At 69.7% G+C, this 14,757-nt stretch carries 13 protein-coding genes, 1 tRNA gene and 1 riboswitch; of the genes, 8 read left to right on the top strand and 6 right to left on the bottom strand.

The annotated features are described in order from the left end of the window. Positions 1–69: 69 nt before the first annotated feature. The gene (locus ABZ208_RS25230; protein WP_356911806.1) at positions 70–1,509 is read right to left on the bottom strand and encodes a gamma-aminobutyraldehyde dehydrogenase; all 1,440 of its coding nucleotides are present in this window, start codon (positions 1,507–1,509) and stop codon (positions 70–72) included. A 169-nt stretch (positions 1,510–1,678) separates the two neighbouring features. Here ABZ208_RS25230 and ABZ208_RS25225 point away from each other — a divergent pair, with 169 nt between their 5' ends. From ABZ208_RS25225 to ABZ208_RS25205, 5 genes are all read left to right on the top strand, one after another. Next, complete coding sequence (locus tag ABZ208_RS25225; protein WP_356911739.1) at positions 1,679–2,194, top strand: Lrp/AsnC family transcriptional regulator; 516 nt, start codon at positions 1,679–1,681, stop codon at positions 2,192–2,194. Continuing rightward, the gene (locus tag ABZ208_RS25220) at positions 2,179–3,558 is read left to right on the top strand and encodes an aspartate aminotransferase family protein (RefSeq protein WP_356911738.1); all 1,380 of its coding nucleotides are present in this window, start codon (positions 2,179–2,181) and stop codon (positions 3,556–3,558) included. Before ABZ208_RS25225 ends, ABZ208_RS25220 begins: the two co-directional genes overlap by 16 nt. Positions 3,559–3,745: 187 nt before the next feature. Next, positions 3,746–4,474, top strand: a complete 729-nt coding sequence (locus ABZ208_RS25215; protein ID WP_356911737.1) for an ATP-binding cassette domain-containing protein — start codon at positions 3,746–3,748, stop codon at positions 4,472–4,474. Beyond that, on the top strand, positions 4,456–5,619 hold the full coding sequence (locus ABZ208_RS25210; RefSeq protein ID WP_356911736.1) for a hypothetical protein: 1,164 nt from the start codon (positions 4,456–4,458) through the stop codon (positions 5,617–5,619). Before ABZ208_RS25215 ends, ABZ208_RS25210 begins: the two co-directional genes overlap by 19 nt. A 361-nt stretch (positions 5,620–5,980) precedes the next feature. Continuing rightward, positions 5,981–7,093 carry an LOG family protein gene (locus ABZ208_RS25205; RefSeq protein WP_356911735.1) on the top strand — a complete coding sequence of 371 codons (1,113 nt, stop codon included), beginning with the start codon at positions 5,981–5,983 and terminating at the stop codon, positions 7,091–7,093. Between the two features lie 59 nt (positions 7,094–7,152). Here ABZ208_RS25205 and ABZ208_RS25200 read toward each other — a convergent pair whose 3' ends face one another. From ABZ208_RS25200 to rlmN, 4 genes are all read right to left on the bottom strand, one after another. After that, positions 7,153–8,181 carry an ABC transporter ATP-binding protein gene (locus tag ABZ208_RS25200; protein WP_356911734.1) on the bottom strand — a complete coding sequence of 343 codons (1,029 nt, stop codon included), beginning with the start codon at positions 8,179–8,181 and terminating at the stop codon, positions 7,153–7,155. Next, positions 8,181–9,809 (bottom strand): iron ABC transporter permease, encoded by a 1,629-nt coding sequence (locus ABZ208_RS25195; protein ID WP_356911805.1) that lies wholly within the window; start codon positions 9,807–9,809, stop codon positions 8,181–8,183. The genes ABZ208_RS25200 and ABZ208_RS25195 overlap by 1 nt, the downstream gene beginning before the upstream one ends. Positions 9,810–9,847: 38 nt before the next feature. Continuing rightward, complete coding sequence (locus ABZ208_RS25190; RefSeq protein ID WP_356911733.1) at positions 9,848–10,945, bottom strand: thiamine ABC transporter substrate-binding protein; 1,098 nt, start codon at positions 10,943–10,945, stop codon at positions 9,848–9,850. Continuing rightward, positions 10,941–11,045: riboswitch (TPP riboswitch) on the bottom strand. Its footprint overlaps the gene before it by 5 nt. A 60-nt stretch (positions 11,046–11,105) precedes the next feature. Continuing rightward, complete coding sequence (rlmN, locus tag ABZ208_RS25185) at positions 11,106–12,212, bottom strand: 23S rRNA (adenine(2503)-C(2))-methyltransferase RlmN (RefSeq protein WP_356911732.1); 1,107 nt, start codon at positions 12,210–12,212, stop codon at positions 11,106–11,108. Between the two features lie 260 nt (positions 12,213–12,472). On the opposite strand from rlmN, the gene ABZ208_RS25180 reads away from it, so the two are divergent. Both ABZ208_RS25180 and ABZ208_RS25175 read left to right on the top strand, forming a co-directional pair. Further along, entirely contained in the window at positions 12,473–12,610 is a 138-nt protein-coding gene (locus ABZ208_RS25180; RefSeq protein WP_356911731.1) for a hypothetical protein, read from the top strand. A 21-nt stretch (positions 12,611–12,631) separates the two neighbouring features. After that, complete coding sequence (locus tag ABZ208_RS25175; RefSeq protein ID WP_356911730.1) at positions 12,632–12,805, top strand: DUF6233 domain-containing protein; 174 nt, start codon at positions 12,632–12,634, stop codon at positions 12,803–12,805. A 1,164-nt stretch (positions 12,806–13,969) separates the two neighbouring features. Here the strand turns inward: ABZ208_RS25175 and ABZ208_RS25170 are convergent. Continuing rightward, a tRNA-Ser gene (locus tag ABZ208_RS25170) sits at positions 13,970–14,056 on the bottom strand. Between the two features lie 312 nt (positions 14,057–14,368). On the opposite strand from ABZ208_RS25170, the gene ABZ208_RS25165 reads away from it, so the two are divergent. Then, the coding region (locus ABZ208_RS25165; RefSeq protein WP_356911729.1) for a toll/interleukin-1 receptor domain-containing protein at positions 14,369–14,757 on the top strand (389 nt) is incomplete at its 3' end.

Genomic DNA, 14,757 nt, shown 5'->3' with positions numbered 1-14,757 from the left:
GCGGGGCGGGGGAACGCACCCCCACCCCGCCCCGCCACCGCGCAGCCGTCAGCCGTCAGCCGTCAGCCGTCAGCCGTCGAGCGACGTCATCACGTGCTTGATCCGCGTGTAGTCGTCGAACCCGTACGACGACAGGTCCTTGCCGTACCCGGACTTCTTGAAGCCGCCGTGCGGCATCTCCGCCACCAGCGGAATGTGGGTGTTGATCCACACGCAGCCGAAGTCCAGCGCCTTCGACATCCGCATCGCCCGCGCGTGGTCCTTCGTCCACACCGACGACGCCAGCGCGAACTCCACACCGTTCGCCCACTCCAGCGCCTGCGCCTCGTCGGCGAAGGACTGGACCGTGATGACCGGCCCGAAGACCTCGTTCTGGATGATCTCGTCGTCCTGCTTCAGGCCGGAAACGACGGTCGGGGCGTAGAAGTAGCCCTTGTCGCCGACCCGGTGGCCGCCCGACTCGACCTTGGCGTGCGCCGGCAGACGGTCGATGAAGCCGGAGACCTGCGCCAGCTGGTTGGCGTTGTTGAGCGGGCCGAACAGCACGTCCTCGTCGTCCGGCGCACCCGTCTTGGTGTCGGCGGCCGCCTTGGCGAGTGCCTGCACGAACTCGTCGTGGATGGACTCGTGCACGAGCACGCGGGTCGCGGCGGTGCAGTCCTGTCCGGCGTTGAAGAAGCCCGCGACCGAGATGTCCTCGACCGCCTTGGGGATGTCGGTGTCCTCGAAGACCACGACGGGCGCCTTGCCGCCGAGCTCGAGGTGGACACGCTTGACGTCCTTGGCCGCGGAGGCGGCGACCTGAATGCCGGCGCGCACGGAACCGGTGATGGACGCCATCGCCGGGGTCTCGTGCTCGACCATCAGGCGGCCGGTGTCGCGGTCGCCGCAGATGACGTTGAAGACGCCCTTGGGGGCGATCGCGCCGATGATCTCGGCGATCAGCACCGTCGACGCGGGCGTGGTGTCGGACGGCTTGATGACGACGGTGTTGCCCGCCGCCAGGGCCGGCGCGAACTTCCACACCGCCATCATCATCGGGTAGTTCCACGGCGCGACCTGGGCACAGACACCGACCGGCTCACGCCGGACGATCGAGGTCATGCCCTCCATGTACTCGCCGGCGGAGCGTCCTTCGAGCATGCGCGCCGCGCCCGCGAAGAAGCGGATCTGGTCCACCATCGGCGGAATCTCTTCGGTGCGCGTGAGCTCGAGCGGCTTGCCCGTGTTCTCCGACTCGGCCGCGACAAGATCCTCGGCCCGCGCCTCGAAGGCGTCCGCGATCTTCAGCAGAACCTTCTGACGCTCGGCCGGGGTGGTGTCGCGCCAGGCGGGGAAAGCGGCCGCGGCAGCGTCCATGGCGGCGTCGACATCGGCCTGGCCGGACAGCGGCGACGTGGCGTAGACCTCGCCCGTGGCCGGGTTGACCACGTCGATGGTCCGGCCGTCGGCGGCGTCCCGGAACTCCCCGTTGATGTAGTTGCGCAGACGACGCAGCTCGGTGGTCACTGTTGCCACCCCTCCAGTCCTGTCGGTGTCCGATCCCTGAGACATCCACCCTAATCTCTCGGCAGACGTTTTCCATAGGCCCGACGCTCCCCAACTTCGGATTCAGTGAAATATCGCCCCGCTGACAACGAATTTCATCGCTCTGGGGTTGCCAGACAGACGAGTCGCGGTGCAGAGTGAGCTCGTGGCCAGCCGTAGCGCAGACTCCAGGACCGGGGCGGGAAGCGGATCGTCGAGTCCGACGATCGACTCCGTCTCCCTCGCGATCGTCGAACAGCTCCAGCAGGACGGGCGCCGCCCCTATGCCGCGATCGGCAAGGCCGTGGGCCTTTCCGAGGCGGCGGTGCGGCAGCGCGTCCAGAAGCTGCTCGATCAGGGCGTGATGCAGATCGTCGCCGTCACCGACCCGCTCACCGTGGGCCTGCGCCGCCAGGCAATGGTCGGCATCAAGGTCGAGGGCGATCTCGACCCGGTGGCCGACGCACTCACCGCAATGGCCGAGTGCGAGTACGTGGTGATGACCGCGGGCTCGTTCGACCTGATGGTGGAGATTGTCTGCGAGGACGACGACCACCTGCTCGAAGTGATCAACAAGCGGATTCGCGCCCTCCCCGGGGTGCGCTCCACCGAGAGCTTCGTTTACCTAAAGCTCAAGAAGCAGACCTATATGTGGGGAACCCGATAGCCGTGAGCAAGGACCTCTCCAAGACCGCCTACGACCACCTGTGGATGCACTTCACCCGCATGGCGTCGTACGAGAACGCACCCGTGCCCACCATTGTGCGTGGCGAGGGCACCTACATCTACGACGACAAGGGCAAGCGCTACCTGGACGGCCTCGCCGGCCTGTTCGTGGTCAACGCGGGCCACGGGAGGCGCGAGCTCGCCGAGGCGGCCTTCAAGCAGGCGCAGGAGCTCGCGTTCTTCCCCGTGTGGTCCTACGCGCACCCGAAGGCCGTGGAACTCGCCGAGCGTCTGGCGCAGCACGCTCCGGGCGACCTCAACAAGGTCTTCTTCACCACCGGTGGCGGTGAGGCCGTCGAGACCGCCTGGAAGCTCGCGAAGCAGTACTTCAAGCTCATCGGCAAGCCCACCAAGTACAAGGTCATCTCCCGTGCGGTCGCCTACCACGGCACTCCGCAGGGTGCTCTGTCCATCACCGGTCTGCCCGGCCTGAAGGCCCCCTTCGAGCCGCTGGTGCCCGGCGCGCACAAGGTGCCGAACACCAACATCTACCGTGCGCCGATCCATGGCGACGACCCCGAGGCCTTCGGCCGCTGGGCCGCCGACCAGATCGAGCAGCAGATCCTCTTCGAGGGCGCCGACACCGTCGCGGCCGTGTTCCTCGAGCCGGTGCAGAACGCCGGCGGCTGCTTCCCGCCGCCGCCGGGTTACTTCCGGCGGGTCCGCGAGATCTGCGACCAGTACGACGTCCTGCTCGTGTCCGACGAGGTCATCTGTGCCTTCGGCCGCCTCGGCACGACCTTCGCCTGCGACAAGTTCGACTACGTGCCGGACATGATCACCTGTGCCAAGGGCATGACGTCGGGCTACTCCCCGATCGGCGCATGCATCGTCTCCGACCGTCTCGCCGAGCCCTTCTACCGGGGCGACAACACCTTCCTGCACGGCTACACCTTCGGCGGTCACCCGGTCTCCGCGGCCGTGGGCCTCGCCAACCTCGACATCTTCGAGAAGGAGAAGCTCAACCAGCACGTGCTGGACAACGAGGGCGCCTTCCTGTCCACGCTGCAGAAGCTGCACGACCTGCCGATCGTCGGCGACGTCCGCGGCAACGGCTTCTTCTACGGCATCGAGCTGGTGAAGGACAAGGCGACGAAGGAGTCCTTCAACGACGAGGAGACCGAGCGCGTCCTGTACGGCTTCCTCTCCAAGGCGCTGTTCGAGAACGGTCTGTACTGCCGCGCCGACGACCGCGGCGACCCGGTCGTGCAGCTGGCGCCGCCGCTGATCGCCGACCAGTCGACGTTCGACGAGATCGAGCAGATCCTCCGCAGCGTCCTGACGGAGGCCTGGACCAAGCTCTAGCCAACGGCTCCGCACCCTGCCTGTGACCGGCCCGGGTACCCCCATCCGAGTGAGATGGGCGGTACCCGGGCCGCGTGCCTTCCGGCGCCTCGCCGCGGACTCCTTAGCGTGCCCAGTGACCGATCGGCCCTGTCTTCGTTCCCCCGTACGGGGGGCCGGAAATCTGATCAGAACCGAGGAGTGCGCCATGGTGGCCCCACCGGACAACGATGTGCTCTGGGCACGTTCCCTCCATTACTCCCACCGCGGCTCACCCGCGCTCGTCGGTGTGTCACTGGGCGTACGGGAGAGCGAGATCCTCGCCGTGTGCGGCCCGCGGGGCGGCGGCAAGACCACGCTGCTGCGGTGTCTGTCCGGCCAACTCGTGCCGCAGCAGGGCGAGGTGTGGTTCAACAGCTCGCCCGTGCACACGATGCCTCCGGTGCACCGGGAACGGCTGCGGCGCGACCGGTTCGGCTGGATCGACCCCGAGCCGACGCTGGTGGCGGAGCTCAAGGCGTGGGAGAACGCGGCGCTGCCACTGCTGCTGCGCGGCGTCTCGCACCGCAAGGCGAAGTCCACCGCACTGGAGTGGATGGAGCGCCTGGACATCGGCGGCTGCGCGGACAAGCGCCCCTACGCCCTGCTGCGGTCCGAGCAGCAGCGCGTCTGTGTCGCACGGGCTCTGGTCACCGTGCCGGCGGTGCTGTTCGCCGACGAGCCGACGGCGACGCTGCACCGCGCCGACGCGGCCCACGTGCTGCGTACGGTGACGGCCGCGGCGCGCTCGCACCGGATCACCGTGGTACTGGCCACGCACGACGCGGATGTGGCGGGGCTCGCGGACCGGGCGATCACGATCGTCGACGGCCGACGGGCCAACTCCCTCGGCTCCGCCGACGCGGAAGGGCGGGCCGCGTGCTCGCTCTCCGTCTAGCCCGCGGCACACATCCCCTGGTTCTGCTGCGCCGGCTGATGGTGGCGGCGGCATCGGCGGGTGTCGGCTTTCTGCTGCTGTGCACGCTGACCTATGCGCTGGCCCACCCCGACGATTCGGGCGCATCAGTGGTACGGCTGCTGTGGTGCCTGGCGCCGCTCGCCGCGACCGTGCACTTCGCGGTGGCCGTGGCGCGTGCGGATCCGAGCACGCGCCTGCGGTCCGGGCTGTCCGCGGTGGGGCTGGGCCCGGCCCGGCTGGCCGCGCTCGCCGCGGTGTCCACGGCTGTCGCCTGCACGCTGGGCAGCATGCTGGCCCTGCTGTTCTTCCTGCATCTGCGCGGAGATCTGACAGGGCTGCCGTTCGACGCGGACGCGGCCGAACTGCTGGCCGCAGAACAGCCGTTGCCGCTGGGGGCGGTGCTGACGCTGCTCTCGCTGGTACCGGTGCTGGCCACCGTCGCGGCGGCGCTCGCGCTGCGGCCACGTCCGGCGAAGCCGGGCGAGGAGACGGACCCGGACCAGCCCGCCGCCCCGATGGCGGCACCACCCGGGCTGCCCTGGGGGGTCGCCCTGACCGCCGCCGGCCTCGCCGTCGAGACCTACGCCAGCCGAGGCGCGGCCCAGTCTGCGCTCCCCCTGCCGGGGCAGGTCGCCGACGGACCGGCAGGGGTCCTGGCGGGCTGGGCCCTGACCGCCGTGGGGCTCGCCCTCGCGGGCCCGGGCATCACCCATCTGTGCGGCCGCCTCCTGCAGACCGCCCGCCCCGGCGCGACGCGCCTGCTGGCCGGCCGCGTCCTGATGGAGGAGGCCCAGCGCATCGGCCGCCCCCTGGGCGTGGTGTGCGCGGTGGCCTCGGGAGCGATCGCGGCCTCGACGGTGTACGGCACGTCCTCGGACGTCTTCGGGCCGGTGACGGCCCTCGGCGTGATCCTGGTGATGGCCTGCACGACGGCGACGCTGCTGACGGCGGTGCTGGAGGCCCGCCAGGCCCGGGCACAGACCAGGACGAACCTCCTGCGCCTGGGCACCTCTCTCGCGGCCCTCCATCAGGCAACGGCGCTGCGCGCGGTGGCGCTGCTCGTGGCCTTCGTCCCCCTGACCTGGGCGGTGGCCACTCTGGCCGCGGCCCCGCTCTCCCCCTGACCGCTGTCCGCCGACCCACTGCCCCTGGGCGCACCAGCGGCCGGCCCCGTCCCGGGATCCGCCTCCGCAGCGGCTCCCGGCCCCGAGGCCGAACTCTCCCGGACCGACGGCCGCGCCGCCCGCCTGCCCGTCCCGAGACAGGACCGGCCTTCTCGTTCATGCACACCCCGTCGCCGGGCCGCCTCCACCGGAAGCCGCCGTGAGACGCCGACGTTCGAGACATGCGCACAGAGCCGCCACCGACGCGCCGCACACCGTCCCCCAGGAGCGGCAACTGCACTCGGCGCAAGGGCGACCGCGCCCGTCCGCACCGCGCCACCCCGCTCCCCCGCCGTCCCCGGCAGGGGCCTATCGTGGCCGCATGGCGAACCCGCAGGAGCGCGGACATCACCGCGAGATCGAGTCCATCGAGGCGTTCGACGAGATTGCCGCGGGAGGCTCGCTCGTCGGGTACCGGGTGCAGTCCGTCGATCTGTCGCACCGTACGTTCGCCCTGCTCAGCTGCGACTGTGCGGACGCCGTGTTCCTCGGCTGCCGTATGAACGCCGACGCCGACGCCAAGGTCCGCGGCGACGGCGCGCTCGTGTTCCCGCCCGTGCCGGGACTGCCCTTCGATCCGTACCGGGGGCGGCTGTACTCCCCCGAAGAGCTCTTCACCGGCCTTGCCGACCGCGGCTACGACGCCACTCCCGACGCCGGCACCTACCAGTGGTTCCAGTCCACCAAGGCCGACGGCGACATCTACGCCTCGATGCTCCGCTCGATCCACGACGACGCGATCTCCGACACCCTGGACGAACTCCTTGTCGGCGCACGGGTCGTGGGCGTGATGGGCGGGCACGCGATGGCCCGTGGCACCGACGCGTACGCCGGGGCCGCCCGGCTCGGCCGGGCACTGGCCCGGGACGGGTTCACGGTGGCGACCGGCGGCGGGCCCGGTGCGATGGAGGCCGCCAACCTGGGCGCGTACGCCGCTCCGCAGCCCGACGAGATGCTGGACGACGCCCTCCAACTCCTCGCCAAGGCACCGTCCTTCGTCCCGTCCGTCTCCGAGTGGGCACTCGCGGCCTTCGAGGTGCGCCGCCGCTGGCCGCAGGGCGGCGACTCGGTGGGCATCCCCACCTGGTTCTACGGCCACGAGCCGCCGAACGCGTTCGCCGGGCACATCGCCAAGTACTTCGCCAACGCCACCCGCGAGGACGGTCTGCTGTCCCGCTCCTCCGCGGGCGTGATCTTCCTGCCGGGCGCAGCCGGCACCGTCCAGGAGATCTTCGACAACGCGACCCCGAACTACTACGAGTCCCGGGGTGAACCCACCCCCATGGTGCTCGTGAACCGTGCTCACTGGACCGAGCTGCTTCCGACCTGGCCGCTGCTCCAGTCGCTGGCCAGCGGCCGGTCGATGCAGACGCGCATCGCGCTGGTCGACTCGGTCGAAGAGGCCCCTGAGGCACTCGCGCGGCTGGCCGCGTAAGGAGCCGGCGGCACCGTGGAAGGGCCGGCGGAAGCTTCCCCGTCCTGAACGGAGTCCCGTTACTCGGGGGGGAGCACGACCACCTCGGCCGGGTCGAATGCCACTCCCGCCTGCGCACCCTGCTCAGGGGCGTCCCCCAGTCCGCACTCCGCCTCCAGCGGCGGGGCATTCTCGGGCTCCAGCCGCAGCGCGACATGCGTGCCCCGGAAGACACGGGACGTCACCGCACAGCGCAGGCCGTCGGGTGAAGGCAGCACCCGCACTCCGGACGGGCGGATCAGCAGGCGGCACGGGCCCTGCGGCGATCCCTTCGGCACCGGAATCCTGCCCCACACCGTGTCCGCCGCCGCGCCGTGCACGGTCGCGGGGACGACATTGTCGAAGCCGAGGAAGCGCGCGACGAACTCCGACGCAGGGTGCCGCCACACCTCCAGCGGCGTGCCCGTCTGGGCGATCCGTCCGTCGCGCATGACGACCACACGGTCGGCGAGCGCGAAGGCCTCGCTCTGGTCGTGGGTGACGGCGAGCACCGTCGTGCCCAACCGGCGGAAGAGGCCGCGCAGTTCGACGACGAGCCGCTCCCGCAGCCCCCGGTCCAGCTGGCCCAGGGGTTCGTCGAGCATCAGCAGCCTCGGCTCCGGTGCCAGCGCCCGGGCGAGCGCGACCCGCTGCTGCTCACCTCCGGACAGCGACGACACCTCCCGCCCGGCGGCACCCGGCAGCCCGACCAGCTCCAGCAACTCGGCCACCCGGCGGGCCTGTTCGGCGCGGCGGACCCCGCGCATCCGCAGCCCGAAGGCGACGTTGCCGCCGACATCGCGCTGCGGGAACAACTGGTGGTCCTGGAACATCAGGCCCACTCCACGCCGGTGTGCCGGCACGCCCCTCTGGTCCGCGCCGCCGAGCAGGACCCGTCCGTGGTCGATGTCCTGCAGTCCGGCGACTGCCCTCAGCAGGGTGGACTTGCCGCTGCCGCTCGGTCCGAGTACGCATACGGTCTCGTGCTCGGTGACCTCCAGGTCCACCGAGTCGAGCGCCGCACGCGCCCCGAACCGTACGCTCACGTCCGACAGCCGCAGCATCGCCATCAGAACTCCTCCGTGGTGTTGTCGGAACGGACTCCCGTACGGATGCGTTCGAGGAGCAGCAGGGCGACCGCGCAGACGGCCATCAGGATCGTGCTCAGCGCCATCGCCTGCCCGTAGTTGAGCTCTCCGGGACGCCCCAGCAGCCGGGCCACAGCCACCGGCAGCGTCGGCCGGTCGGGGCGTGCGATGAAGACCGTCGCGCCGAACTCGCCGAGCGAGACGGCGAAGGCGAATCCGGCGGCGATCAGCAACGCCCGCCGTACCAGCGGCAGATCGACCTCCCGCCAGGCCCGCAGCGGCGATGCGCCGAGTACGGCCGCGGCCTCCCGCAGCCGTTGGTCCACGGCGCGCAGGACCGGCAGCATGGTGCGGACGACGAAGGGGACGCCGACCAGTGCCTGGGCGAGCGGCACCAGGATCCAGGAGGCCCGCAGATCCAGTGGCGGCTCGTCGAGTGTGATCAGGAAGCCGAAGCCGACGGTGACGGCCGAGACACCGAGCGGCAGCATCAGCAGCGCGTCGAAGCCACGCACGAACCGCCCGGCCCTCCGGGTCAGCGCGGCGGCCGCGAGCCCGCCGACGGCCACGGCGATGGCGGTGGCCACCAGGGCGTACTGGAGGGAGTTCCAGACCGCTTCGACAGGCGGCACCAGGAACGCTCCGCCCGTCGGGTCCACCGTGCCGAGCTCGCGGTAGTACGCGAAGCCGTATCCCTCCGGGGTGTCGAAGGACCGCTCGACGAGCACCGCGAGGGGCGCGAGGAGCAGCAGCGCGACTGTGGCGAGGACCGCGCAGAGCAGCGCCCACTGGCCGGCGCCGCGCGGCCGGCGTGCGGTCAGCGCCGGATCGACCAGGCGCAGGGCGCTCTCCCGCCGTCGTACGGTCCAGGCGTGCACGGCGAGGACCGTCCCGACGGCCGCGAGCTGCACCAGAGTGAGCACGGCTGCCGTGGACAGGTCCAGCAGGTGTGCCGTCTGCCGGTAGATCTCGACCTCGAGGGTGGCGAAAGTGGGTCCGCCGAGGATCTGCACCACACCGAAGGAGGTGAAGGTGAACAGGAAGATCATCAGCGCGGCCGCTGCCACGACGGGGCCCAGCGCCGGCAAGGTGACGCTCCGCCAGGCGGCGAATCGTCCGGCGCCGAGCACACGCGCGGCCTCCTCCTGGCGCGGGTCGAGCTGGGACCAGAGTCCGCCCACCGTCCGCACGACGACGGCGTAGTTGAAGAAGACGTGCGCGAGCAGGATCGCCCACACGGTGGTGTCGAGGCGTACGCCCCACAGGTCGTCGAGGAGTCCGCCGCGTCCCAGCAGCGCGAGGAACGCGGTGCCGACGACGACGGTGGGCAGCACGAAGGGAACGGTGACCACCGCTCGCAGCAGCCGCTTGCCGGGGAAGTCGAAACGGGCGAAGACATACGCGCCTGGCAGCGCGATCAGCAGGGTGAGCGCGGTGGATGCCAGCGCCTGCCATGTGGTGAACCACAGCACCCGCAGCAGTTCGGGCCGCCCGAGTACCTCGCCGATCCGTCCCAGCTGCCATACCCCGTCGACGTTCAGACCGCGTCCGACGATCGCGGTGACGGGGTAGGCGAAGAAGAGCGCGAAGAACGCGACGGGCACGGCGATCAGAGCCAGCCGCGCCGCGTTCCCGCGGAGGGTGCTGCTTACTTCAGGACGAGCGAGGACCACGACTGGACCCACTGCTCACGATTCTTGGTGATCGTCCCGGGAGCGACGGTCTCCGGCTTGTCGACGACCGCGCCGTGCTCGGTGAAGAGCGCAGGCAGCTTCGCGTCCTTGACCACCGGGTTCACGAACATGTTCAGCGGCATGTCCTCCTGGAACTTCTTGGTGATCAGGAAGTCCAGCAGTGCCTTGCCGCCCGCCTCGTTCTTCGCGCCGTGCAGCAGACCCGCGAACTCGATCTGGCGGAAGCAGGTGCCGGTCGCGACGCCGGTCGGGGCCTCGGCAGGCTGCGGGTCCGCGTAGAGCACCTCGACGGGCGGGCTGGAGGCGTAGGAGACGACGAGCGGACGGTCGGCCTTGGCCTTCTTGCCGCCGGCGGAACCGGAGAACTCCTCGTTGTACGCCTGCTCCCAGCCGTCGACGACCTTGACGCCGTTGGCGTCGAGCTTCTTCCAGTAGTCCTGCCAGCCCTCGTCGCCGTACTTGGCGACCGTGCCGAGCAGGAAGCCGAGGCCGGGCGAGGAGGTGGCCGCGTTCTCGACGACCAGGAGGTTCTTGTACGCCGGTTCGGCAAGGTCGTCGAAGGTCTGCGGCGGCGCGAGCTTCTTGTCGGCGAAGTACTTCTTGTCGTAGTTGACGCAGATGTCGCCGGTGTCGACGGGGGTGACGCGGTGCTTGCCCTTGTCGAGCTGCACTTCGTCCGCGACCTGGTCGAGGCCCTTGGCCTCGTACGGCGTGAACAGGTCGTTCTGGAGGGCGCGCGAGAGCAGGGTGTTGTCCACGCCGAAGAAGACGTCGCCCTGGGGGGAGCCCTTGGTGAGGATCTCCTTGTTGAGCGCCGCGCCCGCGTCCCCGCTCTTGAGGACCTTGACCTTGTAGCCGGTCTGCTCGGTGAACTCCTTCAGTACCGCCGGGGACGCCGTGAAGGAGTCATGGCTCACGAGTGTGACGGTCCTGGATTTGCCCGAGCCGCCGTCCGAGGAGTCCTTGGACTGCTCGCCGCAGGCGGCGAGTGCGGCGATGCCGAGGGCACCGACGAGTGCGGTGCTGACGGCACGGCGAAGCTGGCTGTTCATGATGGTGCTGACTCCCTACGCCGGTATGACCCGGATCAGGTCCGAGGGTCTGCGGCCTGGCCGCACTCTCAGCGCTGTGTGCGCTCCCCTGTCGGAATGTTCATTGTTCATTTGTGCGAAAGCACGGGCACAGTATCAGCCATGGCCGGCAGGCCCTGCCTCAGCGCTCGGTCGCCGCGAGCTGTCCGCAGGCTCCGTCGATCTCCTGGCCACGCGTGTCCCGGACGGTCACCGGCACACCGTGGGCGGCGATGGCCTCCACGAAGGCCTTCTCGTCCTCGGGGCGCGAGGCCGTCCACTTCGATCCCGGGGTGGGGTTGAGCGGGATCAGGTTCACATGGACGCGCCTGCCCTTGAGGAGGCGGCCGAGCAGATCGCCGCGCCAGGCCTGGTCGTTGATGTCGCGGATCAGCGCGTACTCGATCGAGATCCGGCGGCCGGACTTCTCCGCGTACTCCCAGGCGGCGTCGAGGACCTCGCGGACCTTCCAGCGGGTGTTGACCGGGACCAGGGTGTCGCGCAGCTCGTCGTCCGGAGCGTGCAGCGACACGGCGAGCCTGCACTTGAAGCCCTCGTCGGCGAAGCGGTGCATGGCCGGCACCAGCCCGACGGTGGAGACGGTGATTCCACGCTGCGAGAGGCCGAGACCGTCGGGCTCGGGGTCGGTGAGACGGCGGATGGCGCCGACGACCCGCTTGTAGTTGGCGAGCGGCTCGCCCATGCCCATGAAGACGATGTTCGACAGCCGGGCCGGGCCACCGGGCACCTCGCCGTCGCGCAGGGCGCGCATGCCGTCGACGATCTGGTGCACGATCTCGGCGGTCGACAGGTTGCGGTCGAGGCCCGCCTGCCCGGTCGCACAGAACGGGCAGTTCATCCCGCAGCCGGCCTGCGAGGAGATGCACATGGTGACCCGGTCGGGGTACCGCATCAACACGGACTCGACGAGCGTGCCGTCGTGCAGCCGCCACAGGGTCTTGCGGGTCGTGTCGTCGTCGCACGAGATGTGCCGTACGACCGCCATCAGGTCGGGCAGCAGCTCGGTGGCGAGCTTCTCGCGCGCAGCGGCGGGGATGTCGGTCCACTGGGCCGGGTCATGGGCGTACCGCGCGAAGTAGTGCTGCGAGAGCTGCTTGGCGCGGAACGGCTTCTCGCCGATCGAGGCCACGGCCTCCTTGCGCTCGGCGGGCGTGAGGTCCGCAAGGTGCCGCGGGGGCTTCTTGGCTCCGCGGGGGGCGACGAAAGTGAGTTCTCCGGGCTTGGGCATGGTGCTACCAGTGTCGCAGACGGAATCTGGTGACCTGCGGGCCTTGATGCTCGCGGTGGTCGTCGTCGGTCGTTAGTGGTCACTGCTGGGCGCCCTCGGACGGCCCACAGACGGCCCAGCCCGGAGTGCGTTCTAGCTGGCCAGCAAGCCAAAGAGAAGCGCGAACGGCACCGCTGGAGCCGTGGACCACGGCATGGCGAACCTCCCCCGCGTGTGGTCTCTCTGTCGAACCAGGGCTCCCGAGATCTAGGCTCGAACATGTGTCCGAACAAGTGCCTCGCCTGGAGCGCCTGCGCAGCGTCCGCCAGTGGCTCGCGTGGCAGCTGCGCCGCACTGACAAATCCATCGCAGAGCTGGAGCGTCAGGAGGCAGCCGCCGCGTGCGCCCTGCCGCCGTGAGAGCCGGAGTGGAAGCTTTCGATGCTGCGAGCAGATGGCAAACCCAGCCCGGACGCGGTACACACGAGCGCCAGCGGCATGGCTGGCAACCTCACGAAGCGGCTGACCCACGACCAGGCGCTTAGCGCGCTCACACAGGACGGCATCACGGCGTGCCCTTACTGCCGGCCAGACACGGACCTCGGTGCGCTGTGAACCGGGAACCGTCGCACTACCGGATTTGGGCGGACCACCACGGTGAAGCCGGCCGACCCGGTGGGTTGTGGTCCAGAAGCCGGTGCGTTCCATCGGCTGGACGGGCAGCACCAAGCCTGCGGGGGCCTGACGGATGAAGTCGTCCAGGGTGATGGCGCTGGATTGGGAGTCGACATGGGTGGCACCGCAGCCGGTATAGGCCCCCGGGGGCAGCGATGCCCCTGGCGGCTGGTGCACTCCCAGACAAGGACTTTCCGGTACCCACCAAGGATGCGAAGTTCGTATCGCGGGTTCTCGATCTGGGGAAGACGGGCCTGGTTGGAGCGGAGGATGGCGACGGTGGCGCCCTCGGCGATGATGGAGCTGGCGGTATGCCAGGCAACCGCCTCCCGCTCGGCGGCGAGGGACCGACGGGTTCGCTCCCTCGCTCCATATCGCTGCTTGAACGGCGAGTGCTGCATCTCGTAGGAGACGTGCTGAGTGCCGACGAGAAGAGCATCGAACGCGTACGGCCGTCGCCGGCACGGGCTTCACGCCGGGCCTGGAACCCTGCGGCCACACCTATGCGTTCGACACGATCGCAGTACGCCTTGTGCTCGTCGATCTCCAGCGCCTGATAGGGGTGGTCGGCACTTTCACCGGGCTGGTGAGAGATGACACGGCCGCCCTTGTTGTGGGAGTAAGTCTTCATCCAGTGGGTGACGCGGTCCTCGTCCCAGCACCAGGCGCACTTCACGAGCTGGCGACGCGTGGAGTCGCGGTTGTCGACGACGAGCCCGCGCCCACTCGATGTCACTGAGCTTGGTGGCGTCGACCTTGCCTCGACCGTCGGTGAGGTAGATCAGGTTGTTGTGCACGTCAGATCTGCTCCTCTGCTCCAGGGAACGTCTGGCCTCCCAGCCGGTGTTGGGCGTCTGCGCTCTATGGTGCGGTACGGCACTGACAATGGGACCTGCTGTGCGAAGACCCGGCTGCCGGTCGATCTCACACGCTCTTGCTCGCCGGGCTGATTGCAGGATTTCTAAAATAATCGCAAGTCTGGGCCATACGCCCTGGTCAGGATCGGGGCACAGGCGAGAAACCGTGAGACAGGTCGAATACAAGAGGGGTGCCCGGAAGCTCCGGACACCCCTTCTCACTTGGCCTTATGTGGCCTGCAAGCGGTGGGTGTGGGATTTGAACCCACGGTGACTCGCGCCACGACGGTTTTCAAGACCGAGAAGCCCTCTGTACGCATCTGCCATCTGACCTGCGGGTTGTTCTCTCAGGTCCGCATCGAGGCGCCGTGCTTGGCCGCGTATCCGGGCTGTGGTGCAGCAGTCGGCAGCGCCGTCTTTCTGTGGGTGTGCGCCGAGGTGCGTGCACGTTGATGTCAGGGTCGGAGGTCAACAGCTGCGCGGAGGGTTGGCCGTCCGCTTCTCAGCCGGAGCTGCCCACGCAATTCGCCCGCGGATCTGTCGGGTGTGGGTGAAGTCTGGGCGGGTGTGGGGTTGTTCGGCCTAGTGTCGGTGGTCTGGTGCTGGGCTGCGTCGGGGGTGTGCGTTGGTCGGCGAGGATGGCCGGGTGTTCGTCAGTCATGCGGGGGCGGACCGGGCGTGGGCGGAGTGGGTGGCCTGGCAGCTGGTGGATGCCGGCTACGAGGTGGAGCTGGACTTCTGGGACTGGGGTGCGGGTGAGAACTTCGTCCTGAAGATGAACGCGGCGCTGGCCTCGGGGCGGATGCTGGCGTTGTTCTCGCAGGCGTACTTCGATCCGGACCGGTTCACGACCGCCGAGTGGACGGCCGTCGTGGCGGCGAAGCAGAAGCTGATACCGGTGCGGGTCGACTCCGCGACCGCCCCGCCGGTCCTGCGCCCTCTGATCGCGCCCTCGCTGGCGGGCCTGGGCGAGGACGAGGCACGGACGGTGCTGCTGAAGGCGGTGGGCGGGCCGCGGCGACCCAAGGGCCGGCC

The sequence above is a fragment of the Streptomyces sp. NPDC006208 genome (assembly GCF_040613775.1).
Classification (GTDB): domain Bacteria; phylum Actinomycetota; class Actinomycetes; order Streptomycetales; family Streptomycetaceae; genus Streptomyces.
This window is presented reverse-complemented; position numbering and strand designations above follow the sequence as displayed.

Coding starts and splice junctions, on each gene's coding strand:
- ABZ208_RS25205 (WP_356911735.1), top strand. CDS start 5,981: ATGGCGAACCCGCAGGAGCGCGGACATCACCGCGAGATCGAGTCCATC.
- ABZ208_RS25200 (WP_356911734.1), bottom strand. CDS start 8,181: ATGGCGATGCTGCGGCTGTCGGACGTGAGCGTACGGTTCGGGGCGCGT.
- ABZ208_RS25190 (WP_356911733.1), bottom strand. CDS start 10,945: ATGAACAGCCAGCTTCGCCGTGCCGTCAGCACCGCACTCGTCGGTGCC.
- ABZ208_RS25215 (WP_356911737.1), top strand. CDS start 3,746: ATGGTGGCCCCACCGGACAACGATGTGCTCTGGGCACGTTCCCTCCAT.
- ABZ208_RS25175 (WP_356911730.1), top strand. CDS start 12,632: ATGCTGCGAGCAGATGGCAAACCCAGCCCGGACGCGGTACACACGAGC.
- rlmN (WP_356911732.1), bottom strand. CDS start 12,212: ATGCCCAAGCCCGGAGAACTCACTTTCGTCGCCCCCCGCGGAGCCAAG.